Raw genomic sequence first — 24,760 nt, 5'->3', positions numbered from 1 at the left:
CTGAAGTATAGCACTGCATAGTGTCATCGAAGTGTCGGCGGCAACGGTATGCCCGGTAGGGGGTGGGTCTGCCTTTCGGTTTCGTGAACCTGATGCGGCGACGCGCATGTAGCCGATAACCCCTAGACTCGCCCGTGCAGATCGTCGGTGTGCGTTAATGAGGAGGGTCCACGTGACGAGCCAGATGGAGTCCGACGTCGTCGTCGTCGGTGCTGGGCCTGGTGGCTCAGCGACCGCTGCGCACCTTGCCCGCAGGGGGCTGCATGTCACCCTGCTGGAGAAGGTGACGTTCCCCCGCGACAAGGTTTGCGGTGATGGCCTGACTCCGCGCGCCGTCAAGCAGCTCATCCGGCTGGGTATCGACGTCTCCGAAGAGGCTGGCTGGAAACACACGGAGGGGCTGCGGATCCACGGTGGACGTATCGCCCCCTTCGTTCTTCCCTGGCCCGAGTTGGCCGACTACCCCAATTTCGGCATGGTGTGCCGACGCACGGTTCTTGACGAGCGTCTGGCCCGCCACGCCGAGTCGCAGGGAGTCACTCTCGTTGAGGGTGCCAATGTCACTGATCCGATCCTCGATCCTAGTGGCCGCATTTGCGGCGTCCGGACCTCCGATGGCACCGAGTATTCCGCCCCCGTTGTCGTAGCGGCTGATGGCAACTCTTCGCGCCTCGGCTTAGCGATGGGACTGCATAAGCGCGACGATCGTCCGATGGGCGTGGCGGTACGCGCCTATTACCGCTCTGCGCTGTCTGACTCGCGTAATTTGGAGAGTTGGCTAGAGCTGTGGGACGGTGCCCCGCAAAAATCTGACCTTTTGCCGGGTTATGGCTGGGCCTTCCCTGAGGGGGATGGAACGGTCAATATCGGTTTGGGAATGCTTGATTCCTCTGCCGCGTTTGGTCGCACTGATTACCGCTCCCTTATGAAACGTTGGCTGTCTCATCTGCCTGCTGAATGGACCCTCGACGAAGAACACCGGGAGGGGCCGATCCGCGGTGCCGCCCTGCCGATGGCTTTCAATCGTCAACCCCACTATCGCGACGGTTTACTACTCGTGGGTGATGCCGGTGGCATGGTCAACCCATTTAATGGTGAGGGCATCGACTACGCCATGGAGGCCGGTGAGATGGCGGCTGATGCTATCGCTGAGGCTCATTACCGTGGTCACCGAACTCCGGCTGCTGAGAAGGCACTCCAGGGATATCCGCGCGCTCTGCAACGCCACTTCGGTGGTTACTACCGGCTGGGGACGATCTTCGTGCGGCTCATCGGCGATCCACGTGTCATGAAGATGTGCACGACGTACGGGCTTCCTCGTCGTCGACTCATGAAATTTGTGAACAAGCTGCTGGCAAACCTCACTGATGCTAGGAGTGGAGATCTTGATGACCGTATTATCAACACCCTGACGAGGATTGTCCCGTCGTTGTGAGTTCGTGGCCTGCGGCAGCATTTTCGTGCCGCCAAGCCTGAAGTTAGGTAACCCAAAGTACCAGGGTGTCAGATCAGAGTCGTATGGTCTGAACGAATGGTGGTGACTAAAGGTGGTGAGATGAACGGATATGCTCCCCTTGTGGGGATGGTCATCCTCGGCGCGGTCTTCGTGCTGGCGACGATCACAGTCAACGTCCTTCTTGCGGTAAAGCGACCCAATCGTGCCAAACACGAGATCTATGAGTGCGGTATTGAGCCGACGCCACAACCGGCAGGAGGCGGAAAGTTCCCAGTCAAGTTCTTCGTCGTGGCAATGCTCTACATCGTGTTCGACATCGACATCATGTTCCTCTACCCGTGGGCGGTTGACTTTAACCACCTCGGCGTCTTCGCGTTGGTGGAGATGGTGCTGTTCGTGGCGATGGTCTTCATCCCCTACCTCTACATCCGCCGTCGTGGCGGCTTGGATTGGACTTGATCTTCCCGCGCGGCCTGGGGGTCGCGCTCAGCAATATGTTGAGTGGCCTGCGAGCCACGCCACTCAACGTCTTAGAAAGAAAGGATGCGCGAGATGGCTGAGTACGACGCCGACGTCCCAGCTGGCATCGTGATGACCTCGATGGAGGCCATCGTCGGATGGCTCCGCAAGACCTCCTTCTGGCCGCTGACGATGGGGCTGGCGTGCTGCGCCATCGAGATGATTTCCTACGGTGGCCCGCGTGCCGACGCTGCGCGCTGGGGCCACGAGGTGTTCCGGGCCTCTCCCCGTCAGGCCGACCTCATGATCGTTTCGGGCCGGGTAAGCCAGAAGATGGCCCCGGTGGTCCGTCAGCTTTACGACCAAATGCCCGAACCCAAGTGGGTTATCTCGATGGGGGCTTGCGCATCCTCTGGCGGCATCTTTAATAACTATGCGGTCGTCCAGGGATGCGACCATATCGTCCCGGTGGATGTCTACCTGCCAGGCTGCCCGCCCAGCCCGGACATGCTCATTGACGCCGTCTTCAAGATCCGTGAGCAGATCCAGCATTGGCCACTCATGGGCCACATGTCCGAGGTCGAGGCAGCCAAGGAGAAGAAGGCCCTCGACGCCAAGACCACTCTCGAGCAGAAGGGGCTCATGCGATGAGTGACAAGCCGACCCCGCGCGGCGCCGCAGGCGGCTCGGACTCCGGGGATCGCATCCCCGATGGCCGCAACTTCCTTGATCCCAGCCATCCCGACCAGGTCCACACCCCCGCGAAGGGCCGTGAGTGGACCGATCGTCGCATCGATACCCGAAAGGGTATGTGGGGAGCGACCTCCGGCCCCGGAGACACGTCTGGTTACGGCGGCATCGTTCGCACCGTCGAAATCTCTGGCAACTCTGAGCGCCCCTATGGCGGCTGGTTCGACGAGGTTGCGGATCGCATGGCGGAGCTCGTCCCCGACTTTTCTGACGGCCTGACTGTGGTTGATCGTGGGGAGATCACCTTCTTCGTCCGTCCTGAGAAGCTCCTCGAACTCGTCAAGGTTCTTCGAGACGATGACGCCCTGCGGTTCGAAAGCTGTACATCGCTGACCTGCGTGCATTACCCGCACATGGCAGGACGCGAAATGCACGTTGTCTACAACTTGTTGTCAATGACCCATAACCGTCGCATTCGCCTTGAGGTGGCGCTGGCCGATCCCGGTCAGGAGGACGTTGCTCGTACCGGGCGCAGCGACGTCGATTCCCTGCCACACGTTCCCAGCGTCGTGTCGGTTTACCCGCACGCCGACTGGCAGGAACGCGAGGCCTGGGACATGTTTGGGGTCATTTTTGATGGCCACCCGGCCTTGACTCGCATCCTCATGCCCGACGATTGGGTCGGCCATCCGCAGCGCAAGGACTACCCGCTTGGCGGTATCCCGATCGAGTACAAGGGTGCCGTCGTGCCACCGCCGGACCAGCGCAGGAGCTACAACTGATGAACGAGAATCACGAGTACTTGTCCCAGGGCGGCGACTGGGCCCAGATCGTTGATGAGGCTGCCGAGCGAGGCGACGAGACCGTCGTCGTGAATTTCGGGCCTTCCCACCCGTCCACTCACGGTGTCATGAGGCTCATCATTGAGCTTGATGGCGAGTCAGTGTCAGACCTGCGAGTCGGGATTGGATTCCTCCACACCGGTATCGAAAAGAACATGGAATTTCGCACCTGGACTCAGGGCGTCACCTTCATGACCCGGTGCAACTATGTTGCGAACTTCTTCAACGAGTTGGTGTATTGCCTGGCGGTCGAGAAACTGCTCGGTATTACCGACGATGTCCCCGAGCGTGCTCGCGTACTTCGGGTCATGATTACCGAGTTGAACCGCATTTCATCCCACCTCATTGCGGTGGGTACTGGCGGTCTGGAGCTTGGTGCTTCCTCGGTGGCTGAGGTTGGCCTGAGGGAACGCGAGATCATTCTGGAGTTCAACCAGGCCGTCACTGGTCTGCGCATGAACAACGCGTGGATTCGTCCTGGCGGCGTCGCTACCGACCTGCCCGAGACCGGGCTCGACCAGTTGCGTGACCTCATCAAGCGGATGGAAAAGTACCTCCCCGAGATCGGTCAGTTCTGCAATGAGAATCCGATCTTTAAGGCCCGCACTCAGGGCATTGGTTACGCTGATCTGTCTACCTGTATGGCCCTGGGAGTTACTGGTCCTGCTCTGCGCGCTACCGGCCTGCCGTGGGACCTGCGCAAGACCCAGCCCTATTGCGATTACGACACGTATGACTTCGACGTCGCCACCTGGGATACCTGTGACTGTTACGGGCGTTTCCGCATCCGCCTGGAAGAGATGGACCAGTCGGTGCGCATTCTCAAGCAATGCCTCAAACGCCTCGAGGACACCCAGGGTGACCGTCATATGGTCGAGGACCCGCACATCGCATGGCCGGCTGAGCTAGCTTTGGGCCCCGACGGTCAGGGCAATTCTAATGAGCACATTCGCCATATCATGGGCGAGTCGATGGAAGCTCTCATCCATCACTTCAAGATTGTCACCGAGGGCTTCCGGGTGCCTGCTGGCCAGGTGTACCAGGCCATTGAGGGAGCCGGCGGCGAGCTCGGCTGCCACCTTGTTTCTGACGGTGGCGTCCGGCCTTACCGCTCCCACCTGCGCGATCCCGGATTCGTCAACGTGCAGTCCCTGCCCGCCATGTGTGAGGGCGGAATGCTTTCTGACGTGGTGCCGTCTCTGGCATCCTTGGACCCCGTCATGGGAGGAGTCGACCGATGAGCGATCGCGAACCCGTCAACCTGGGATACCCCTACGTCGAGTCTTTCCACTCGGACTTCTCGGGGACCGGCGGAGTCGATCAGACCGACCGTTCTACCAATATCGACGAGCACACCATCGAGGAGATGCATCAGATCGCCTCGCGTTACCCCGACTCCCGTTCGGCGTTGCTGCCGATCCTGCACCTGGTTCAGTCGGTGGACGGACGCATCTCGCCGGTCGGCATTGAGACTGCGGCTGAAGTGCTCGGCATTACCACCGCCCAGGTATCCGGGGTGGCGACCTTCTACACCATGTATAAGAAGCACCCTGCGGGCCAGCATCACATCGGTGTCTGCACCACGGCGCTGTGCGCCGTCATGGGTGGCGAGGAGGTGCTTGCCCGTGTCGAGAAGAAGCTTGGCATTAAAGAGGGGCAGACAACCCCCGACGGCAAGTTCTCTCTTGAGCGGGTGGAGTGTAATGCTGCCTGCGATTTCGCGCCGATCATGATGGTCAACTGGGAATACATGGATAACATGACTCCGATCCGCGCTGAGGAAATCTTGGATTCCTTGGCTCGCGACGAAGAGGTTCATTCCACCCGCGGTGCGAAGATCACTAGCTGGCGTGAGGCTGAGCGAGTGCTCGCTGGCTTCCCCGATGGTCGGGCTGACGAGGGCCCTAGCGCCGGTGAGGCATCTCTGCAGGGTGTCCGGCTAGCTAAGCAGAGCGGCTGGAAGGCTCCAGATCCGAATAACCTGCCCGCTCCCGCTGAGCCCGTGGAAGAGGAGAAGAAGTGACCGATCCACTGACCCCGGTTCTGTCGGCCAATTGGGATGAAGAGCGCAGTTGGAAGCTGCTTAACTACGAGCGACAGGGCGGATACACCGGCCTTCGTAAGGCTTTGACGATGCCGCCTGACGACGTTGTCTCGCTGGTTAAGGACGCTAACCTGCGTGGCCGTGGTGGCGCCGGGTTCCCCACCGGCATGAAGTGGTCCTTCGTGCCTAAGGACAATCCCAACCCGACCTACCTCGTTGTCAACGGCGACGAGTCTGAGCCGGGCACGTGCAAGGACATGCCGCTCATGATGGCCTCCCCGCACACCCTCGTCGAGGGCGTCATCATTGCCTCCTACGCCATCAAGGCCAAGATGGCCTTCATCTACATCCGCGGTGAGGTGCTGCACGTCGTCCGACGCGTGCAGCAGGCCGTGCGGGAGGCCTACTCGGCTGGTTACATTGGCAAAAACATCCTCGGTTCCGGGTACGACCTTGACGTTGTCGTCCATGCCGGCGCAGGCGCCTACATCTGTGGCGAGGAGACGGCTCTGCTGGATTCCTTGGAGGGGCGTCGTGGTCAGCCTCGTCTGCGCCCGCCTTTCCCGGCCGTTGCCGGCCTGTACGCCAGTCCGACGGTCATTAACAACGTCGAGTCCATCTCGACGGTGCCGTCGATCCTGCGCAACGGCAAGGAATGGTTCAAGTCCATGGGCACCGAGAAGTCCGATGGTTTCACCATCTACTCTTTGTCTGGGCACTTGGCTCACCCTGGGCAGTATGAGGCCCCGATGGGCACTACGCTGCGTCAGCTCCTCGACATCTCCGGTGGCATGCGACAGGGACATGAACTGAAGTTCTTCACCCCCGGTGGTTCCTCGACCCCGATCCTGACCAAGGACGACATCGACCTCCCGCTCGACTACGAGGGGATGGCTGGGGCCAAGACGATGCTCGGCACGAAAGCTCTGCAGTGCTTCGACGAGACGACCTCGGTGGTTCGCGTCACGTTGCGGTGGTTGGAGTTTTACAAGCACGAATCCTGCGGTAAATGCACCCCGTGCCGTGAGGGCACCTGGTGGGTTGTCCAGATGTTGCGTCGCATCGAGGCTGGTGAGGGCCAAGAGGGTGACGTCGACAAGTTGATGGACATTGCCGACAATATCGGTGGCCGTTCTTTCTGCGCTTTGGCCGACGGTGCCGTGGGCTGTTTGCGCGGGGCTATTGGCCACTTCCGTGACGAGTTCGAAGCTGGATGTCGGGGGATTCCCGCTTGGCAGTATCTGCCCTATGAGCGCAGCTCGATCTTCAACGACGCCGATCGCCGAGTCCTGGAGGGGGCCGGAGCATGAGCGAAAACAAGCCCGTCGAACTCGTGACGTGCACCATCGACGGTCAGCAGGTGAGCGTACCCAAGGGGACCCTCATTATTCGCGCTGCCGAATCCATCGGCACCGCTATCCCACGGTTCTGTGATCATCCGCTGCTTGACCCGGCCGGTGCCTGCCGAGAGTGCCTTGTCGAGATCCCCGACGCTGGTAACGGTCGTGGGTTCCCCAAGCCACAGCCCTCCTGCACCATGCCGGTCGCTGAGGGGATGGTCGTCAAGACTCAGGTCAGCTCCGAGATGGCTCGCAAAGCCCAGAAGGGCATGCTGGAGTTCCTCCTCATTAACCACCCGCTGGATTGCCCGATCTGCGACAAGGGCGGCGAGTGCCCCCTGCAGAACCAGGCGATGGCTAACGGACGTGGTGAGTCTCGCTATGACGGGGTCAAGCGCACCTATCCCAAGCCGATCAATATCTCGGCCCAAGTGCTGCTAGACCGCGAGCGCTGCGTGCTGTGTCAGCGTTGTACCCGGTTCGCTGACCAGATCGCCGGAGATCCTTTCATCAACCTGCAGGAGCGCGGTGCCGTCTCCCAGATTGGTGCTTATCAGGGTGACGACTTCAACTCCTACTTCTCCGGTAACGTCATCCAGATCTGCCCGGTAGGAGCTCTTACCAGCGCCGAGTACCGCTTCCGTTCCCGTCCTTTCGATCTCGTCTCGACGGTGACGACCTGTGAGCACTGCGCGGCCGGTTGCCAGCTGCGCACCGACCACCGTCATTACGAGGTCAAGCGCCGCAACGCCGGCAACCTGCCAGACGTCAACGAGGAGTGGAACTGCGATAAGGGTCGCTTCGCTTTCCGCTACGGCCGTGGTGACGACCGGGTAACGACTCCGCTGGTGCGTCACAACGGCGTACTGGAACCGGCGTCATGGGCTGAGGCCTTGCAGACGGCCGCCGCTGGATTGACGAAAGCCGGTACCAGCGTCGGTGTCCTTACCGGCGGGCGCCTCCCGGTGGAGACGTGTCTATCCTGGTCGCGATTTGCTCGAGTCGTGCTCGGCACCAACAACGTCGACTTCCGATCCCGTCCACACTCAGCTGAGGAGGCCGCCTATCTGGCTGCCAGGGTCGCCGGGCACAGCCTCGAGGAATCGGTCACCTACGCCGACCTTGAGACGGCTTCGCGGGTAGTCCTGGTGGACTTGGAGCCTGAGGACGAGTGTCCGATGATCTTCCTGCGTCTGCGGAAGGCGTGGCGTCGTCACAAGGCGACGATCACCGTAGTCGGAACTCACCTATCCAATGGTTCGGCGAAGATAGGTGCCGAGCTGGCTCGCTGTCTGCCCGGTCAGGAGCCTGAAGCTCTTGCCCAGTTGGTCGCCGATGGGACCATTGGGGAGGGCACCATCGTGTTGGTGGGGGAGAGGGCCGCTACCCGGCCCGGCACCCTGTCGGCCATCAACGATCTTGACTCGACGGTTCGGGTGGCTTGGGTGCCGCGTCGAGCTGGCGAGATGGGTGCCATCGAGGCTGGCCTGCTGCCTCAGTTACTGCCAGGTGGACGTCTCGTCGATGACGCCAAGGCGCGCGTCGATATCGCGGCCGCGTGGGGAGTCACCAACTTGCCGACCCAGCCTGGCCTTGACACCGCCGGAATGCTGGCTGCCGCTCAGGCCGGAAAGCTCGACGCGCTGGTCGTTTCTGGCGTCGAGCTGGCTGATATGCCTGACCCGACCGGAGCTCGCGAGGCCGTCGAGAATTGCGGGTTCGTCGTGTCTGTCGAACAGCGGTTCTCTGAGGTCTCAGCTCGAGCCGACGTTGTCTTGCCGGTCTGCCTGCTGGAGGAAACCTCCGGTACTTTCCTTGACTGGGAGCATCGCCCTGGCCGTGTCAGGGTGGTCAACAAGCAGCCCGCGACCCCTATGAACGAGATCCGCGTCCTTGACGCGCTGAGTTCCCAGATGGGGTCGGTCTCCGGTCTAGCGACGGTCGCCCAGGCTCACAAAGCGTGGCGAGACCTGGGGCAGTGGTCGGGCGGTCACCCCAAGATGGAGTCGACCTCCCCGCTCGTACCGCAGGCGCCCATGGTTGAGGCCGGTTCGGTTGGCCGAGTGCTGGAGACCTGGCGTCAGCTGCTGGAGGGCTCGGCAAGCCTGACCGGTGCCGACGCACTGGTCGCTACCGCACCTGCGCCGGTTGCCGTCATCGACCCGCTGACGGCCGAGCAACTTGGTGTGACCAATGGGCAGCTTATTGATGTCTGTGGGCCTATCAGTCTGCGAGTTCCGGTCAAGATCGACACGACGATGACGGCTGAGGCAGTGTGGATCCCGTCGCTGCGTGGTGACTCGACTGCCCCTCAGAGCCGCACCACCGTCCCCGACGCTCCCGGAACCGTTGTCTCGCTGAGCGCCGTTGAAACCGAAACTTCCCGAGAGGCAGGTGTGGCATGAGTCCCCTCGAGGCCACCATCGACCCGGTGTGGCTCATCATCGTCAAGGTCGTCATCCTCTTCGTGATCCTGCTGGCCTGGACCATCTTCAACGTGTGGTTCGAGCGCCGTGTGTTGGCCAAGATGCAGAACCGCATCGGCCCGATCATGAACTCGGCGTGGGCTGGTGGCGTGTTTCAGGCTGTTGGTGACGGCCTGAAGCTCATCTTCAAGGAGATGCTCACCCCGAAGGGTGCCGATAAGATCGTCTTCAACCTGGCGCCGGTCATAGCGGGCATAGCCTGCTTCGCGTCCTGGTCCGTCATCCCTCTTGGTGGTCAAGTGTCGATGTTCGGTCACACCACCAGGCTCCAGATTACTGACGTGCCGGTTGCCGTGCTGTTTATCCTTGCGGTGGCGTCCATCGGCATCTACGGCGTGGTGTTGGCCGGCTGGTCGTCGGCGGGTACGTACTCCTTGCTTGGCTCGCTGCGCTCCAGTGCTCAGATGATCTCCTACGAGGTCGCGATGGGCCTGTCTCTGGTGACGGTGTTCATCTTCTCTGGCTCGATGTCGACGTCGCAGATCGTCGAGTCCCAGGCAAATCACCTGGTCGTTGGCGGGTTCGATACCCATATCGCCGGGCATTACTGGTTGCTGTTGATCCCGAGCTTCGTCATCTACGTCATCACGATGTTTGGTGAGTCGAACCGTCTGCCCTTCGACCTACCGGAGTGCGAATCGGAGCTCGTCAGCGGTTACATCACTGAGTATTCAGGCTTCCCCTATGGCATGTACTTCCTGGCGGAGTACATCAACATGGCGACCCTGTCGGCGGTCTGTACCACGTTGTTCTTGGGCGGCTACCGCGCTCCGTGGCCGCTGAACTACTTCGGCGTCATCGATTCGGGCTGGTGGGGTCTGTTGTGGTTCTTCCTCAAGACCCAGCTCGTCATCTTCTTCTTCGTGTGGGTGCGTGCCGCGATCCCGAGGTTCCGCTATGACCACTTCATGGATCTGGGTTGGAAGGTTCTCATCCCGGTGTCGCTGGGGTGGGTCCTGATGATTGCTGCCTGGCGCACCGTCATCAATCAAGGATGGGGTCGAAACCCGGTCTTTTTGGTGGTCGTCGGCGTCATCCTCGTCGCTCTCATCGTGTGGGCGTTCATGGGTGGTAAGACTGATTCCACGGCCGATGAGGCTCCTGACGAACCCTTCGACGCTTTCGCCGGTGGCTATCCGGTACCGCCATTGCCACATCAGGTGCAGGCCCCATTGGCTGGGGCTGCAACGGCCACCACGGTGGCTCGACGAGACCACGACGAGAACGGAGGTCTGTGATGGGAGCCTGGTCCGGATTCGGGATCACCTTCGAGACGATGTTCCGCAAGTCCTTCACCCAGGGATACCCGGAGAAGGGCAAGGAAAAGCCGATGCCGCCGCGCATGCATGGCCGTCACCAGCTCAACCGCTGGCCTGACGGGTTGGAAAAGTGTGTGGGTTGTGAGCTGTGTGCATGGGCGTGCCCGGCCGATGCCATCTACGTCGAGGGGGCAGATAACACTGACGAGGAGCGTTACTCGCCCGGTGAGCGTTACGGTCGCGTGTACGAGATCAACTATCTGCGCTGCATTTTGTGCGGAATGTGCATCGAGGCATGCCCAACTCGTGCCCTGACGATGACGAACGATTTCAAGATGGCCGACACCTCGCGTGCCAAGCACATTTGGACGAAGGACGAGTTGCTGGCTCCCCTCAAGGAGGGCATGGAGCAGCCGCCACACCCGCGCCGTCTCGGTGATGACGAAGATGACTACTTCAACGGTCTTCCTCCCTCTGGGCAGGACGACGTACGGACCGGTCCGGCCAATAGTGGTGCCACTGCGCACCGGGACGATGACAACGACACCCAACACAAGGATGAGGAGGCCGCCTGATGACTACGGGACTCCCCCTGCTCGCCGGTCTCGTACCTATGGTGACGGCATCCCAGTGGGCCTTCTGGCTGTTGGCACCGATCATGGTGCTTGCGGCCTTGGTGATGGTTTTTGCCAAGAAGCCTGTCCACTCGGCGTTGTCGCTGGCCGTAGTCATGATTTGTCTGGCCGTGCAGTACGCCAGCCAGGAAGCGCCTTTCCTTTTCGTGGTGCAGATCATCGTCTACACCGGCGCCATCCTGATGCTCTTCCTCTTTGTCGTCATGCTTGTCGGCGTCGACTCCACCGACTCCCTCAAAGAGACCCTCAAGGGTCACAAGGTGGCCGCCATGATCGCCGCCTTGGCCTTTGTGGTGCTGCTGATCCTGGCTGTCGGTAATGCAGTGACGACCGGTGTTATCGGCACTGACCATCCGGTGGGCCTGGGGCAGGCCAACACAGCTGGTGGGAATAACGTCAAGTCGCTTGCCGAGCTGGTGTTTACCAAGTATGTCATCGTCTTTGAGGCTACTTCGGCCTTGCTCATCACTGCTGCCGTCGGCACGATGGTGTTGGCTCATGGCGAGGCCGACAAGAAGAAGTCCCAGCGTGAACGGGTGACAGACCGTATGGCTGCCTACGCCGAGCATGGCTCTCACCCCGGTGTTCGTCCCAACTCCGGTGTCTACGCCCGCACGAATCAGATTGGTGCTCCGGCTCTGCTGCCTGACGGCACGGTGGCTCAGGACTCGATCTCGGGAACCTTGGCGACCCGCGGTGCCATTATCGACGCCGGTGAGTTGAAGGCTCCGACGCATCGGGCGTTTGCGTCAATCAGTGCCGCCCGCCACGAGGTCCAAGGAGAACTCGAATGAATCCGAATGACTACCTGGTGCTCTCGGCGATCTTGTTCGCTATCGGCATCGTGGGCTTCCTGACGAGGCGTAATGCCTTGGTGGCTTTTATGTCGGTGGAGTTGATGCTCAACGCCGCGAACCTGGCGCTGGTGACTTTCGCTCACGTACACGGCTCTCTCGACGGACAGGTCGGAGCTTTCTTCGTGATGATTGTGGCAGCTGCTGAGGTGGTCGTCGGTTTGGCGATCATCGTCACCATTTTCCGTTCCCGTCGCACCACTTCGGTGGACGACACCAACCTGCTGAAGTTCTGAGGGAGGTACCGTGACTGTCTTGGAAACCGGCTTGTTCAACGTGGCCTGGTTCATGATTGCGGTGCCACTGGTGGTTGCCGCGCTGCTATTGGTGTTGGGACGCCGCAGCGACGCGTGGGGACATGTGTTGGCCACTGTGGCCCCAATCGTCGCCTTTGTTATCGGGTTGGTCCTGTTTATCGACCTGCTCGGACGTGGCGGCGCGTCTCGTGCCGTCGACGTGGGGGTCTACCGATTTATCGACGTCGGGGCGTGGGATCTGCGAGTGGGGCTGCTTATTGACCAGCTCTCGATCCTGTTTGTGCTGCTCATCACCTTCGTGGGCTCGCTGATCCACATCTACGCGATCGGGTATATGGCCCATGACACCGATCGTCGTCGGTTCTTCGCCTATCTCAACCTCTTCATTGCCGCGATGCTGACGTTGGTGTTGGCCGATAACTACCTCATCCTGTTTGTCGGCTGGGAGGGTGTCGGTCTGGCCTCCTACCTGCTTATCGGGTTCTGGTTTGGTCGTCCCGCTGCTGCCCGCGCCGGTAATAAGGCTTTCATCATGAACCGCATCGGCGACCTCGGTTTGACGATGGCGATCTTTACGATGCTCGCCCAGTTCGGCAGCGTGCGCTTCTCCGATGTTTCAGCTAAAGCGTCGGGGCTGACGTCAACCTGGGCCACGTTGCTCGGCTTCATGCTGCTGCTGGCTGCTTGTGGTAAGTCCGCTCAGGTGCCGTTGCAAGCCTGGCTGCTTGACGCCATGGAGGGCCCGACGCCGGTCTCAGCCCTGATCCACGCTGCGACGATGGTTACCGCTGGTGTTTACCTGGTGGTACGTTCTCACGAGATCTATGCCCACACGGGTGCAGCCTCGTTGGCAGTGGCGATCATCGGCACCGTTACCTTGTTGTTCGGCGCCTGGATCGGTTCGGCGAAGAAGGACATCAAGAAGGTCCTCGCCGGATCGACGATGAGCCAGATCGGCTACATGATGCTGGCTGCAGGTTTGGGACCGGCTGGTGCGGCTCTGGCGATTTTCCACCTGCTCACCCACGGTTTCTTTAAGGCGAACATGTTCCTTGGGGCCGGCTCGGTGATGCACGGTACCGGTGACGACACGGACATGTACCACTTTGGTGCGCTGTCCAAGGTGATGCCTATGACCTTCTGGACCTTCGCGTGCGGCTACCTCGCCATTATCGGTATCCCTGGTACCTCCGGCTACTTCTCCAAAGACCACATCATCGAGGCCGCCTTCGATAAGGGCGCGGTCTTCGGGGTGCTGGCCCTTATCGGCGCTGGAATCACCGCCTACTACATGACTCGCCTCATGATGCTGACCTTCTTGGGGACTAAGCGTTGGCGCGCGGACGTCCACCCGCACGAGTCTCCGGCAGTCATGACGATCCCTCTCATCGTGTTGGCTATTTTGTCGATCTTCGCCGGTGCTTTTATGAACAACTGGATCGGCGACTGGTTGGCTCCAGCTACGGGCGCTGAGGTTGAGCACGTCGGTATGTGGCATATGGGCGTGATTGGGGTTGTCACCCTCGTCGTGGTGATCCTCGGCATCGTGGCAGGCTGGTTGCTCAACCGTCACAATGTGCCGAACGAGGAGCCCGAGACTCACGATCCGCTGCTTGTCGCTGGTCGCCACGACATCTACGGCGACGACATCAACGATGTTGTCGTGGTGAAGCCGGGGCGTTGGCTGGCCGGCGGTGTCGCGGGCTTCGATCGGTCGGTGGTCGACGGTCTGGTTAACGGCGCTGGCTCCGTCACCACGGCTTGTTCCCAGATCATCCGCAAAGTCCAAAACGGCTACGTGCGCAGTTACGGCCTCATGATGGTCGTCGGCGTGGTGGTCGTCGGACTCGTCGTCGTCCTGGGCCGGATGGCCTGAGCGCTGGAGGAGCTGACATGTCTTTCCCGATCCTCACAGTGATCGCGCTGCTGCCGTTCGTCGGCGGCGTTATCACCATGATGCTGCGCGGGGCTGCGGCCCGAGCCACCGGCATGGTGTTTTCTCTGGTCACTCTGGTACTGGGCGTCTACGCTTTCATCGTCGGCGTCAATGGCACCAACCTTTCGGAAACCCATCGCTGGATCCGCGCTGTCGGAGCCTGGTATGCGCTAGGTGGTGATGGCCTTTCCCTGACGATGATCCTGCTGGTCGTCATCCTCGTGCCGGTGGTGCTACTCGCCGAGTGGCATGTGGGCGACGACGAGACGGCTCGCTGGTCAACTGGGGCGTTTTTCGGCTTGGCCCTCATGCTTGAGGGACTGGCAATCTATTGCTTCGCTGCCACCGACGTCTTGCTGTTCTACCTCATGTTCGAGGCCACCCTCATCCCGATGTACTTCCTCATTGCAGGATGGGGCGGTCCACGACGAGGCCGAGCAGCGATGAAGTTCCTGCTGTACTCCTTGGCTGGTGGGCTGGTCATGCTATTCGCTGTCATCGGCGTCGGGGTGCACGGCGGATCCTTCCTTCTGAGCGACCTGGCAAAGGTGGACTTCTCGGGGGCGATTGGTAAGGAATTATTTGTCGGATTCTTCATCGCCTTCGCGATCAAGGCCCCGATGGTCCCGGTGCACACGTGGCTGCCTGATACCGCCGAACAGGCCACTGCGGGGGCGTCTTCCCTGCTCGTCGGCTTGCTCGACAAGATCGGCACCTTTGGAATGCTGAGGCTGTGTCTGGGCCTGTTCCCCGCCGCCTCCGACTGGGCCACCCCCTTCGTCCTCACCCTGGCGATTATCTCGGTGCTGTGGGGTGCCATGATGGCCGCGACCTCGAGCGACCTCATGAGGTTCGTCTCCTACACCTCAGTAAGTCACTTCGGCTTTATGGTCATTGGCATTTTCGCGCTGACGACGACGTCGATCACAGGTTCGATCTTCTACATGTTCAACCACGGCTTTTCGACGGCAGCGTTGTTCCTCGTGCTTGGTTTCCTGGTGCGCAGGGGCGGGACGGCGAAGGTCGACGGTTACGGTGGCGTCCAGAAGGTCGCCCCGGTACTTGCCGGAACTTTCCTCTTCGCCGGGCTGGCAACCCTGTCGTTGCCGGGCACGGGAAACTTTGTGAGCGAGTTCATGGCCTTAGCTGGTGCTTGGTCGCGTCACCCAATCTATGTCGCCATTTCCACCATCGGCATGGTGCTGGCTGCGGTGTACGTTCTGGTGACGTACCGACGCACTATGACCGGCCCGGTGCAGGGTGTCTCTGAGCAGGTCAGTGACCTGAACGGGCGGGAGAAGTTGGTGCTTGCACCTCTCATCATTTTGCTGCTGGTGTTCGGGTTCTTCCCCAGGCCGATGCTGCACGCCATCGAACCAGCGGCCACGGCCACCATGACTCAGGTCCACGCCACCGATCCGGCACCCGTCGTCAAGGAGGGTCTCAAGTGAATTCCGCCCTGTTGATTACTGCGTCTGGGCTGCCAGCGCTCCTCGACGTCGCGGCTCCGCACCTCGAGTGGGGGCCGCTGGCGCCGGTGTTCGTCCTCATGGCAGGGGCGTGCGTGGCGGTGCTGGTGGAGGCCTTTGTTCCCCGATCGGGTCGTCGTCCGACTCAGATCATCGTGACGGTCGCCACTCTGGTTGTTGCCATCGCCTCGACGCTAACCACTATTGCCCGTGGCACCCGAATTGTTGCCGGGCAGGGAACTTTGGCCCCCGACGGACCGACTCTGGCTACGTGGGTCATTCTGCTAGCGACCGGTCTTGGGACCGTGGTGCTCTTCGCTGAGCGAGTCGGCACCACCCAGACGGCTTTTGTGGCGAGCGCGTCGTCGGTGCCTGGTTCCCCGCTGGAGGCTAAGGCCGAGCAGGAGCATCGCGAGCACACTGAGGTCTACCCGCTGCTGATGTTCGCGGCGTTGGGCATGATGTGTTTCGCCGCGGCTAATGACCTCATCATGATGTTCGTTGCCTTGGAGATCTTCTCTCTGCCGTTGTACCTGCTGTGTGGGATGTCGCGGCGTCGTCGGTTGTTGTCTCAGGAAGCCGCTCTGAAGTACTTCTTGCTGGGCGCGCTGTCCTCGGCCTTGTTCCTTTATGGCATCGTGCTGCTGTATGGATGCGCCGGCAGTTTCAAGCTTGGCGATCTAGCCGCAGCGGGCGTCACTCAGGTCGGCTCGTCGAAACTCATCGTCGCAGGCATGATCCTGGTGGCCGTCGGGCTGCTGTTCAAGATAGGCGCGGTTCCGTTCGCTTCCTGGACCCCCGATGTCTACACTGGCGCTCCGACGCCGGTTAGCGGCTGGATGGCTGTCGCGACCAAACTCGTCGCCCTCGTCGGTCTGATGCGCGTCCTGTATGTCGGTCTGGGCGCGATGAGATGGGACTGGCAGATCGTGCTCGCCGTCGTGGCTGTGGCCTCGATGGGTGTGGGCGCCATCGTGGGTCTCGCGCAGACCGATATGAAGCGTCTGCTGGCCTACTCCGCTATCGCCCATGCTGGGTTCGTGCTGGTCGGTGTTGTCGGAGCCTGGACGACCCAGACCGGCATGGCCGAGGGCCAGACGGGTTCGGTGTCGTCGGTGCTGGTGTACATGACGGCCTATGGCTTGGCGTCGATCGGCTTCTGGCTGCTCATCCTCATGGTGCGTCGCGCCGGTGGCGAATCCACTGAGATCGCCTCGTGGGCGGGTATTGGTCGTAGTCATCCGTGGATCGGTGTGCTGGTCGTCATCTTTATGCTGAGTTTCGCCGGTATCCCGTTGACGGCAGGTTTCACCGGCAAACTGGTGGTCTTCCTGGCCGGATGGCGTGGTGGATACGCCTGGCTGGTGTTGATTGGGGTGCTGTTCTCCCTGGTGGCAGCGGCCTTCTATCTGCGCATCATCGTCGTGGTGTTTTTCCGGTCCGCGAAAGAGGGCGACGACCCCGTGGAGGTTGCCGAGCCCTCCATCGCCGGATGGATCACCCTCATCGTGTGTGCGGTGTTCACCATCGTCATGGGTGTTGCCCCACAGCCGATTATTGACCTGTTCAACCAGGCGAGCACCTTCCTGCGCTGAGTTTGTTAATGGGGGCCGGGGCCGCTATCTGGAAGTGTTGCGACCCCGGCCTGGCTACATCTGTAGACCATGACAACGGCACTTCGGCAAGACGCGAGCACCGTCAAGCCAGTAAAGTGAAAGATGACCAGGCCACGTCGAGGCGACAGCCGGACGAGTACCGGGCGATCGCTTGGTTGGAAGAGGAGAACTGTGTCGTATAGCGCCAGCAGCGAGTTCACCGATCTGGTGAGCGCCAAACTTGCCCTCATTGAGGACGAGCTGGGTCGTCAGGCCGGCGCTGACACCCCCTTCGTGACTGAGGCGGCCAACCACATCATTTCTGCCGGTGGCAAGAGGTTCCGCCCGCTGCTGGTGGTGTTGTGCTCCCAGTTTGGTGACGCGGTGAACGACGCCGACCTGGTGCGTGCCGCTGTTGTCATGGAACTCACCCACGTTGCCTCGCTGTATCACGATGACGTTATGGACGAGGCGTCTAGGCGTCGCGGTGCCCCTTCAGCGAACCTGCGGTGGGGCAACTCGGTGGCCATCATGGTGGGCGACTACCTGTTCTCGAAGGCTTCCCTGGCCGTAGCGGAGTTGGGAGTCGACTTCGTTAAGTTGCAGGCCCGAACGTTCTCCCGCCTGGTACAGGGGCAGATTGCCGAGACCCGTGGTCCTTCGCAGGGGCAAGATCCGTTGGCCCACTACCTCAAGGTCGTTGCCGATAAGACGGGGTCACTCATTGCAGCCTCTGCTGTCTTTGGGGCGATGGTCTCCCATGCGTCCGCCGAGAACGTCGCCGCCTTGGAGCAGTTTGGCGAGGACATCGGGGAGGTATTCCAGCTTGCCGATGACCTCATTGACATCACGTCGACGGTGACTGGCAAGACCCCAGGTACTGACCTGCGCGAGAAGGTTCCGACCTTGCCGACCCTTTTGCTGCGCGCTTCTGACGATCCGGCGGACGCCGAGCTTAAGGAGATGCTCGATGCTGATCTGTCCGATGACGCCGTGCTGTCTGATGTATTGGACAAGCTGCGCGCCAACCACGTTATCGACGAGGCTCGTGTCGAGATTCAGCGCCGGGCGGACCGCGCCCGTACCCACTTGACTCCGCTGCCTGACGGGGATGCCAAGCAGGCTCTTGAGGCGCTGTGCGACGAGGTGGTTTCTCGCTCGTCCTGACGCCACGTTCGAAACTACTAAGGAGACATTGTGTCCCGTCGTCTTGACCTCATCGGCATCGGCCCCGGCAACCCGGATTGGCTGACTTTGGCGGCTGTTGACGCCATCCAGCACCTCGACGTCCTCTTTGTCGTCCTCAAGGAGCACGACGTCGATGATCTCGTCGAGTTCCGCCGTGAGGTGCTGCGTCGTCACCGCCCCGACGCCGACTTCGATGGGTTGCACATCGTCGAGTTGCAGGATCCGCCGCGTCCATGGAAGACCGCCGAGAACTACAAAGCGGCCGTCGCCAAGTGGCGTCGCCAGCGACTCGATCAGTGGACCCATGCCGTCGCTGACAACCTTGCCGACGGTGAACGCGGTGGATTTCTGGTGTGGGGTGACCCGGGCCTGTTCGAGTCCACTCTCGCCATCGTCAAGAAACTCATCGCTGCCGTTGACGCTGACGGGGGTGTGCCGATTGAGCTCGACGTCATTCCTGGTATTTCGAGTTCGCTGTCCCTGGCGTCGCGTCACCAGATTCCGCTCAATCGGCAAGGCCGCGCGCTGCAGATCTCGCCTGCCCGGTTGCTGGCCAACGGGATGCCGGAGGGTGTTGACGATGTGATCGTCATGCTTGACGGGCGTCAGACTTTTAGCCTCATTGATCCCACAGATATCGATATCTACTGGGCGGCCTACATCGGCACTCCCGACGAGATTCTCATCAGTGGGGACCTTGCTGAGGTTCGCGAGGAGATCCGGAGCGCTCGTGCCGACGCTGAGAAGCGTTTAGGGTGGGTGTTCGATACGTATCTGCTGCGTCGTCGCTGAAGTCCAGTCATTGTGACCGTGAGTACTCGGTCACAATGACTGGACTTCAGCCCGCTCTCGGCGCTGGATTCGGTTGCGGCACAATTGTGGGCATGGATTCTTTGCGCCCTCGCCGTTCTGTTTTATTCATGCCCGGCGCCAATGCCAGGGCGCTGGAGAAGGCCCGCAGCATCGACTGCGACGGCATCATTATTGATTTAGAAGACGCGGTGGCCCCCGATCTCAAGGTTGAGGCCCGTGAGCGCGCGGCTGGCGTTGTGAAAGAGCATCCGTACGGCTACCGGGAGGTTGCCATCCGTGTCAACGGGATGGACACCCAGTGGTATCACGATGATCTCGCTGCCGCTGTTGCCGCTGGCCCGGACGCTATCGCTGTCCCCAAGGTCGGCTCTGCCGAGCACGTGCACGCTATTGTCGCTGACATGGAGGCCGCCGGGGCCGATGAGAGCGTCAAATTATGGGCCATGATCGAGACCCCACGGGCGGTGCTGGATTGCCTTGACATCGCGGAGGCCTCCGACCGTCTGACGGTGCTCATCATGGGCACTAACGACCTGACTAAGGAGCTGCGCGCGTCTCACGTGGCTGGCCGCGCCCCGGTGGTGACGGCGCTGCAGATGTGCATGTTGGCGGCTCGGGCAGCCGGTACCGCCATTCTGGATGGGGTCTACAACGACGTCCGCGATGTTGAGGGATTCACCTCCCAGTGCCGTGAGGCCCAGCTCATGGGATTCGACGGCAAGACGCTCATTCACCCCGGCCAGGTCGGCCCGGCCAACGAGGTCTTCGCCCCCGACGCTGAGGAGGTCGCCGAGGCTCGCGGCATCATCGACGCATGGGAGAACGGCAACGGTTCGGGCGTCGTGACCTACCAGGGCCGCATGATTGAGAACCTTCACGTCGATACTGCTCGTCGAGCCCTGGCGATGGCTGAGGCGATCGAGGCACGAGGGTGATGTGAGATCGTGGCCGTCAGCGGTGGTGCATGAGGGACGCCAGAACGGTGTTGCCATCTGTTGATGGCGGGATGAGGAATACCGCGTGTGCCACGTAGATCCATCCGATCACCCTCACGGTGCTCCTCGCTTCAGACGGAAGACCACCACCGATGAGCAAGGTAAGAGCACCCAACGCGACGCACGCTAGGGGGCCGGCAGCCGCATTGACCGCGATTGCTCGCGGGGATGAGCTACCGCGAACGATAAGGGAGATTCGCAGCAGGGTCGACTCCCAGCGAGCTTCGGCATCCGGAGATGTGACCGACAAGGCCAACCAGTGGCCGATCTCATGGATGAGGTAGGACCCAAGGACGCCGACCACAACGATCACGAAGGCGTTGGTGAATAAGACGGGATCGCTGTGCGAGAGGATGCAGAACACCCAACCAAAAACCAGAATGGACACGGGAATGCTCCCCGCCACGGCTACGTGATGGCATAAGGGCCACGGACGCACGTGACGGGCAGATGCCCAAGTTGGTGGTTCAGTGGAGCAGCGACTCACGGTATGTTTTGAGCTTGATGACGATGAAAGACACCAGCAAGGTGAAGGCGAAGATCACTGCGGCGACCGCCCCCAGGCGAGGCAGGGACGCCACTCCCATCGTCGCCTTGACAGTATTGTGAGAGTGCTCCACAGACGATTGAAAGTAGACCGAGCCGAAGAGCCCAGTCAGGTGAGCTGACTCGTTGTCGTGTACCGAAAACATCAGGATGAGGATGGTTCCGGTGGCCAGCGCTAGTGTGGCAATAATCGTGATGATCAGGCTTGTCAGGTAGACCTTGGGGTTCTTCATCGGGCTGCCTTCCGTTGATCAGAAATGGTGATGATGCTGTGGGTGATGAGCAAGACTGCGCTGACGATACCCAGGCCAATGGATGCCGTGGCAGGAAGGTGGAGGATTCCACAGAACACTACGAGTACCGTTCCGATAGCCAGCATGATCGCGCAACCCAGCAGGATCGACAGGGGATTGTCGTCACGAGCTGGAATAAAAATCCCAACAGCAATGGTGATGAGGGCTGATCCGCATACTCCCGCCACAGCGAGGGCTGTGGAGTGGGCTGGGTGGCCAGTGAATACGTCGATCAGCACTGCCACTACAAGCATTGGGGAGACGAGGGCGTATTGTGCTGCGAGCATCCGGAGATAAAAGCGGGATGCTGGTAGCCGCGGTTCGAAGGTGCGGAAGGTCGGTGCCAGGGTGGCGAACTGGAAGAATCCACCAATGGTCATGGGTTCCACCCCCCACACTGACGACGGACTGGCGATTCTGGTTGCCAGAAGTATGACGAATCCTGCCGAGAGCACCGCGGCTTGCAGGCTGTATCGGCTGCGGAAGAGAGCTTGGAATTGGGGTGCCGCGTTGCGGAAGCGATTGCTGATGCCTGCGAGGGGAAACATCACGAAGCGATGCCGTACATCCAACGGTGATGTCGGCAATACCATGACAGGTAGGAGACTCAGCACGAGCAGAACGACGAAGCAACCGATCACCGCGGGAGCGCCGTAGTGCAAGCCGATGTCGTGGAAGACGAGGCTCCAGACGGTAAATGGCTCTGGTGTGGAGGTGATGGCAGCTAGCATTGTGGGCATCGACCGCCACAGTGCGAGGACGACGAAGAAGAGAACCACGGCAAGGATCGGCTGGCGGGCGGGGCCCAATGGGGTGCGGGCGAGTGCCAGGTCGCAGCATCGATGGGACATTTCCAGCACCGTATAGGTGGCGGTGGCTGGCATCACAACGCACATTGTCAATCCTGGGATGGCTGAGATGCCGAAGTTCACCAGGGTCGAGACGCTGGTGGCGAACATCCCGATGATGACGATGAGCAGGGTGGTAGCTCCATCGAGGACCCCCACAGCGCGCTGTCGCTCCCGGTTCGTGATGGGAAGGTGGTGGGTGATGGCCATCATGGTGCCGGCGTCAGCCATGAGCACCTTGACGATGAGGAAGGCAACTGCGGTCCACACCACCGAGGACAGGGAACTGACGGTCAGGACAAGATCTCGGGTTGTTGCTTCGCCTGCCCCATCATGGGTGAGGATCACCGCGAGAATGGTCGCGGTGAGAAGGAAAAGCATGACGCAAGCGAAGGCACCGAGACGGGCGGCACGTGACTTGAGGACCCCCTTTCCAACGACGACACGGACCAGGTACGCCCCCATGAAGCGCATGATGGTCATGGTCCGTGAAAGGTTCTCACGGAGGCGGGTTCGAGGCGCCGGTGTGACGGTGATTCGGCCTTGCGTGGGTGAAGTCTTTCCCGCACTGGCTACCCAGATGGTGTCAGTCTCGGTCATCCCAGCCCCATATACCCAACGATGAGGTCACGGATGGTGGCATGTCGGGCGCGCAATTGGTCGACGGCGGAGAACTCGACCATATTCCCATAGTCGAGCATGGCGACGTGGGTTGCGCAGCGGTCCAGCATGGCGAAATCGTGGCTGCAGATGATCTGGGTACCGCCTTGCCGGATGTGGTTGAAAAGGGCGTCCTCGATCGTCATCTGGGCCTCGATGTCGATGCCGTTGAGCGACTCGTCGATGATGATCACGGGGGAGTGGGCAAGGAGCGCAGCTGCGATTTGGGTTTTCTTGAGCATGCCGTGGGAATAGCTCTCCATAAGATCGTCATGGCGACCCGCCATTCCCAGACGTTCGAAGATGTCAGCGGTCGCACCACGCAGACGTGGTTTCCCGAGAACCGATGGGGACCTCAGAGACAGGGTGTACGAGATGAATTCCGCCCCGGTGAGGAATTGCGGTAGGTGATCGTTGTCGGCGCAGTAGGAGATCGCCCTGCACGCGATTCGGGAACCGCAGGGGTAGCCGAGGACATTGGTCGTCGCCGTCTTCGGGGCAGCGAGGATGCCCTGCAAGATCTTGCACAGCGTGGACTTTCCCGATCCGTTGGGGCCAATGAGCGCAAGGCAAGATCCTTGGGTTATTGCCAGAGTGACATTGTTGAGGACCGGCTTGTCAGAGTAGTAGAAATCCAAATCCTTGATCTCGATGACGGGCTCGTGACAAGAAAACGGACCCTCGAACTTCGATGTACTCGCGAGGACTGGCCCCCTCGCGGGGAGGGGAGTCGGTCGGCATCATCGGATGGACGCATTAGCGTGCACACTCCATAGATATGGAGATGCCGTACTTCACCCATTTCCAGTGGCCGGTGAACTTCCCGTGCTGGTTGACGACGCACCAGATGGCCATACCAGCAAGGAGGGTGGCACCCAGCCCGATGAGCACCGCGATGAACACGAGCCACCAGGCGTCGTGACGGAGGAGGGCGCAATCGAACTTGTTTTTGAGAATCTCGGTGGTGGACTGCAAGGCAAAGGCTTGTGATTCGGGCATGATGCGATCTTTCCTAATGTTGAATATCGTGTCGTGCGGTCTCGCCGTGGCTGCAGAGTAACTCCTACGTGGGTCACAGGTTGCGAGTGTTTTCGATGTTTTTCTGTTGACTTCGTCACATCAGGGCACAGCTGTTAGCCCAGTTTCAATGCCGGCTTGACAAGCATGTTCACCGTTGACGTTGTCAAGATCGTCGGGTTGAGCCTGTTGCGTCATAGTGTTCGCAATGTGTCTTTCCAGCGATTCTTGGTGGGGATAGCAGCCATCTTGCTTCTCCTGCCCACTGCGTGCTTTCGACAAGATGATGCGCAGGCACCCGTTGTCGATAACCTCGGTACGGTCTTCAGCCCCTCGAACTCTCTCATTCGCGAGCCGACGAACTCGTCAGCCACTGGGACGCTCAAGAGCACATATGAGTACCTCCGGCTCATCGACGGTCACGATCTACCCGACGACGATGGCTACGCTCATGATCATCTGGTCGCGGCTTTGCGCCCGTATTTGGTGAATGGTGGAGACAGTCGGCAGGCCCACGTCAACCAACTCATGGCGGCGTCATCCCTGAAAACCCTCAACGCGTTGTCCGACAAGGAGAGATCAGAGGTCGACAAACGTACCCGCCTGCCGAAGGGCTGCATCACGAGAAAGACGGTGATGACGGATCTGCCCATCGCGACGATGAGGCGGGAGATCGGCCTGTCCAACGACGGGTTGTGCCTCACACCGTGGAAGGTCAAGACGACTTCTTCCGAGGAAGCTCGGTGGGCGATGCAGGCGCTGGCCAGTGCCGACCTATTCAGCAATGCTAAGGACGCCGAGAAATGGGGGTGGGAGTCGATCTCGGACGGGTATTTGCGCCATCTCGAGACCTAAAGTGGCCCGAGTACGACTATCGCGATGGCCTTGTCGGCGGCGAATACCGTCTCTACATTGTCTCGTTCCCAGTTGCAACGCATCGGCGACAGTCTCGCGGATGCGCCATGTCCGAGGAAGGACCTTGGTCCGGCGCTCATTCGCAATGGAAAGCCGGTCAAGGACAAGTGCAGTATCGAATCGGCGTACCTGTTGAGGTATTCCGGGAATTGGGCGTGGTGAC

23 protein-coding genes and 2 pseudogenes are annotated in these 24,760 nt (G+C 60.7%); 20 read left to right on the top strand and 5 right to left on the bottom strand.

The window, feature by feature from the left end:
- Window positions 1-157 precede the first annotated feature (157 nt).
- The 19 genes from CPA42_RS10280 (at window position 158) to CPA42_RS10190 (ending at window position 20,258) form a co-directional block, all read left to right on the top strand.
- A complete protein-coding gene (locus CPA42_RS10280) occupies window positions 158-1,435 on the top strand; it encodes a geranylgeranyl reductase family protein (protein WP_002519590.1) in 1,278 nt (425 codons plus the stop codon).
- Between the two features lie 96 nt (window positions 1,436-1,531).
- Window positions 1,532-1,915: an NADH-quinone oxidoreductase subunit A gene (locus CPA42_RS10275; protein ID WP_002519591.1), complete on the top strand. Its 384-nt coding sequence runs from the start codon at window positions 1,532-1,534 to the stop codon at window positions 1,913-1,915.
- 93 nt (window positions 1,916-2,008) lie between these two features.
- Complete coding sequence (locus CPA42_RS10270) at window positions 2,009-2,566, top strand: NuoB/complex I 20 kDa subunit family protein (protein ID WP_002515395.1); 558 nt, start codon at window positions 2,009-2,011, stop codon at window positions 2,564-2,566.
- Entirely contained in the window at window positions 2,563-3,387 is an 825-nt protein-coding gene (locus CPA42_RS10265; protein WP_002515389.1) for an NADH-quinone oxidoreductase subunit C, read from the top strand. Before CPA42_RS10270 ends, CPA42_RS10265 begins: the two co-directional genes overlap by 4 nt.
- The gene (locus CPA42_RS10260; RefSeq protein WP_002515416.1) at window positions 3,387-4,688 is read left to right on the top strand and encodes an NADH-quinone oxidoreductase subunit D; all 1,302 of its coding nucleotides are present in this window, start codon (window positions 3,387-3,389) and stop codon (window positions 4,686-4,688) included. Before CPA42_RS10265 ends, CPA42_RS10260 begins: the two co-directional genes overlap by 1 nt.
- Window positions 4,685-5,470, top strand: coding sequence for an NADH-quinone oxidoreductase subunit NuoE (gene nuoE / locus CPA42_RS10255; protein ID WP_002515387.1), 786 nt, complete (start codon window positions 4,685-4,687; stop codon window positions 5,468-5,470). Before CPA42_RS10260 ends, nuoE begins: the two co-directional genes overlap by 4 nt.
- Window positions 5,467-6,801: an NADH-quinone oxidoreductase subunit NuoF gene (gene nuoF / locus CPA42_RS10250; protein WP_002515397.1), complete on the top strand. Its 1,335-nt coding sequence runs from the start codon at window positions 5,467-5,469 to the stop codon at window positions 6,799-6,801. The genes nuoE and nuoF overlap by 4 nt, the downstream gene beginning before the upstream one ends.
- Window positions 6,798-9,236, top strand: coding sequence for an NADH-quinone oxidoreductase subunit G (locus CPA42_RS10245; protein ID WP_002515430.1), 2,439 nt, complete (start codon window positions 6,798-6,800; stop codon window positions 9,234-9,236). The genes nuoF and CPA42_RS10245 overlap by 4 nt, the downstream gene beginning before the upstream one ends.
- Window positions 9,233-10,555, top strand: a complete 1,323-nt coding sequence (nuoH, locus tag CPA42_RS10240) for an NADH-quinone oxidoreductase subunit NuoH (RefSeq protein WP_002518044.1) — start codon at window positions 9,233-9,235, stop codon at window positions 10,553-10,555. Before CPA42_RS10245 ends, nuoH begins: the two co-directional genes overlap by 4 nt.
- Window positions 10,555-11,151: an NADH-quinone oxidoreductase subunit NuoI gene (gene nuoI / locus CPA42_RS10235; RefSeq protein ID WP_002515396.1), complete on the top strand. Its 597-nt coding sequence runs from the start codon at window positions 10,555-10,557 to the stop codon at window positions 11,149-11,151. Before nuoH ends, nuoI begins: the two co-directional genes overlap by 1 nt.
- A complete protein-coding gene (locus tag CPA42_RS10230) occupies window positions 11,151-12,005 on the top strand; it encodes an NADH-quinone oxidoreductase subunit J (protein ID WP_002515420.1) in 855 nt (284 codons plus the stop codon). Before nuoI ends, CPA42_RS10230 begins: the two co-directional genes overlap by 1 nt.
- On the top strand, window positions 12,002-12,301 hold the full coding sequence (gene nuoK, locus CPA42_RS10225) for an NADH-quinone oxidoreductase subunit NuoK (RefSeq protein WP_002515419.1): 300 nt from the start codon (window positions 12,002-12,004) through the stop codon (window positions 12,299-12,301). Before CPA42_RS10230 ends, nuoK begins: the two co-directional genes overlap by 4 nt.
- A gap of 10 nt (window positions 12,302-12,311) precedes the next feature.
- The gene (gene nuoL / locus CPA42_RS10220) at window positions 12,312-14,198 is read left to right on the top strand and encodes an NADH-quinone oxidoreductase subunit L (RefSeq protein WP_002515367.1); all 1,887 of its coding nucleotides are present in this window, start codon (window positions 12,312-12,314) and stop codon (window positions 14,196-14,198) included.
- A gap of 17 nt (window positions 14,199-14,215) precedes the next feature.
- A complete protein-coding gene (locus CPA42_RS10215) occupies window positions 14,216-15,709 on the top strand; it encodes an NADH-quinone oxidoreductase subunit M (RefSeq protein WP_002515375.1) in 1,494 nt (497 codons plus the stop codon).
- Window positions 15,706-17,322, top strand: a complete 1,617-nt coding sequence (nuoN, locus tag CPA42_RS10210) for an NADH-quinone oxidoreductase subunit NuoN (protein ID WP_002515378.1) — start codon at window positions 15,706-15,708, stop codon at window positions 17,320-17,322. The genes CPA42_RS10215 and nuoN overlap by 4 nt, the downstream gene beginning before the upstream one ends.
- A gap of 8 nt (window positions 17,323-17,330) precedes the next feature.
- Complete coding sequence (locus CPA42_RS10205; RefSeq protein WP_002519593.1) at window positions 17,331-17,525, top strand: hypothetical protein; 195 nt, start codon at window positions 17,331-17,333, stop codon at window positions 17,523-17,525.
- The gene (locus tag CPA42_RS10200) at window positions 17,515-18,489 is read left to right on the top strand and encodes a polyprenyl synthetase family protein (RefSeq protein WP_002515404.1); all 975 of its coding nucleotides are present in this window, start codon (window positions 17,515-17,517) and stop codon (window positions 18,487-18,489) included. The genes CPA42_RS10205 and CPA42_RS10200 overlap by 11 nt, the downstream gene beginning before the upstream one ends.
- Window positions 18,490-18,519: 30 nt before the next feature.
- Complete coding sequence (gene cobF / locus CPA42_RS10195; RefSeq protein WP_002515421.1) at window positions 18,520-19,302, top strand: precorrin-6A synthase (deacetylating); 783 nt, start codon at window positions 18,520-18,522, stop codon at window positions 19,300-19,302.
- A 92-nt stretch (window positions 19,303-19,394) separates the two neighbouring features.
- On the top strand, window positions 19,395-20,258 hold the full coding sequence (locus CPA42_RS10190) for an HpcH/HpaI aldolase/citrate lyase family protein (protein WP_254926945.1): 864 nt from the start codon (window positions 19,395-19,397) through the stop codon (window positions 20,256-20,258).
- A gap of 16 nt (window positions 20,259-20,274) precedes the next feature.
- On the opposite strand, the gene CPA42_RS10185 is transcribed toward CPA42_RS10190, so the two are convergent.
- The 5 genes and pseudogenes from CPA42_RS10185 to CPA42_RS10165 form a co-directional block, all read right to left on the bottom strand.
- Window positions 20,275-20,724, bottom strand: coding sequence for a hypothetical protein (locus CPA42_RS10185; protein ID WP_002519595.1), 450 nt, complete (start codon window positions 20,722-20,724; stop codon window positions 20,275-20,277).
- Between the two features lie 61 nt (window positions 20,725-20,785).
- Complete coding sequence (locus CPA42_RS10180) at window positions 20,786-21,097, bottom strand: hypothetical protein (protein ID WP_002515372.1); 312 nt, start codon at window positions 21,095-21,097, stop codon at window positions 20,786-20,788.
- Window positions 21,094-22,488: a hypothetical protein gene (locus CPA42_RS10175; RefSeq protein ID WP_002515371.1), complete on the bottom strand. Its 1,395-nt coding sequence runs from the start codon at window positions 22,486-22,488 to the stop codon at window positions 21,094-21,096. Before CPA42_RS10175 ends, CPA42_RS10180 begins: the two co-directional genes overlap by 4 nt.
- Window positions 22,489-22,601: 113 nt before the next feature.
- Window positions 22,602-23,422, bottom strand: a pseudogene (locus CPA42_RS10170) (ATP-binding cassette domain-containing protein).
- Window positions 23,422-23,664, bottom strand: coding sequence for a hypothetical protein (locus CPA42_RS10165; protein WP_002515413.1), 243 nt, complete (start codon window positions 23,662-23,664; stop codon window positions 23,422-23,424). Before CPA42_RS10165 ends, CPA42_RS10170 begins: the two are co-directional and overlap by 1 nt.
- A gap of 165 nt (window positions 23,665-23,829) precedes the next feature.
- Here CPA42_RS10165 and CPA42_RS10160 point away from each other — a divergent pair.
- A pseudogene (locus CPA42_RS10160) lies at window positions 23,830-24,759 on the top strand (hypothetical protein).
- The last annotated feature ends 1 nt before the right edge of the window (window position 24,760 follow it).

This window comes from Cutibacterium acnes (assembly GCF_003030305.1).
Lineage (GTDB): Bacteria > Actinomycetota > Actinomycetes > Propionibacteriales > Propionibacteriaceae > Cutibacterium > Cutibacterium acnes.
The sequence above is the reverse complement of the archived record's forward strand: the minus strand, read 5'-3'. Positions and strand labels throughout refer to the sequence as shown.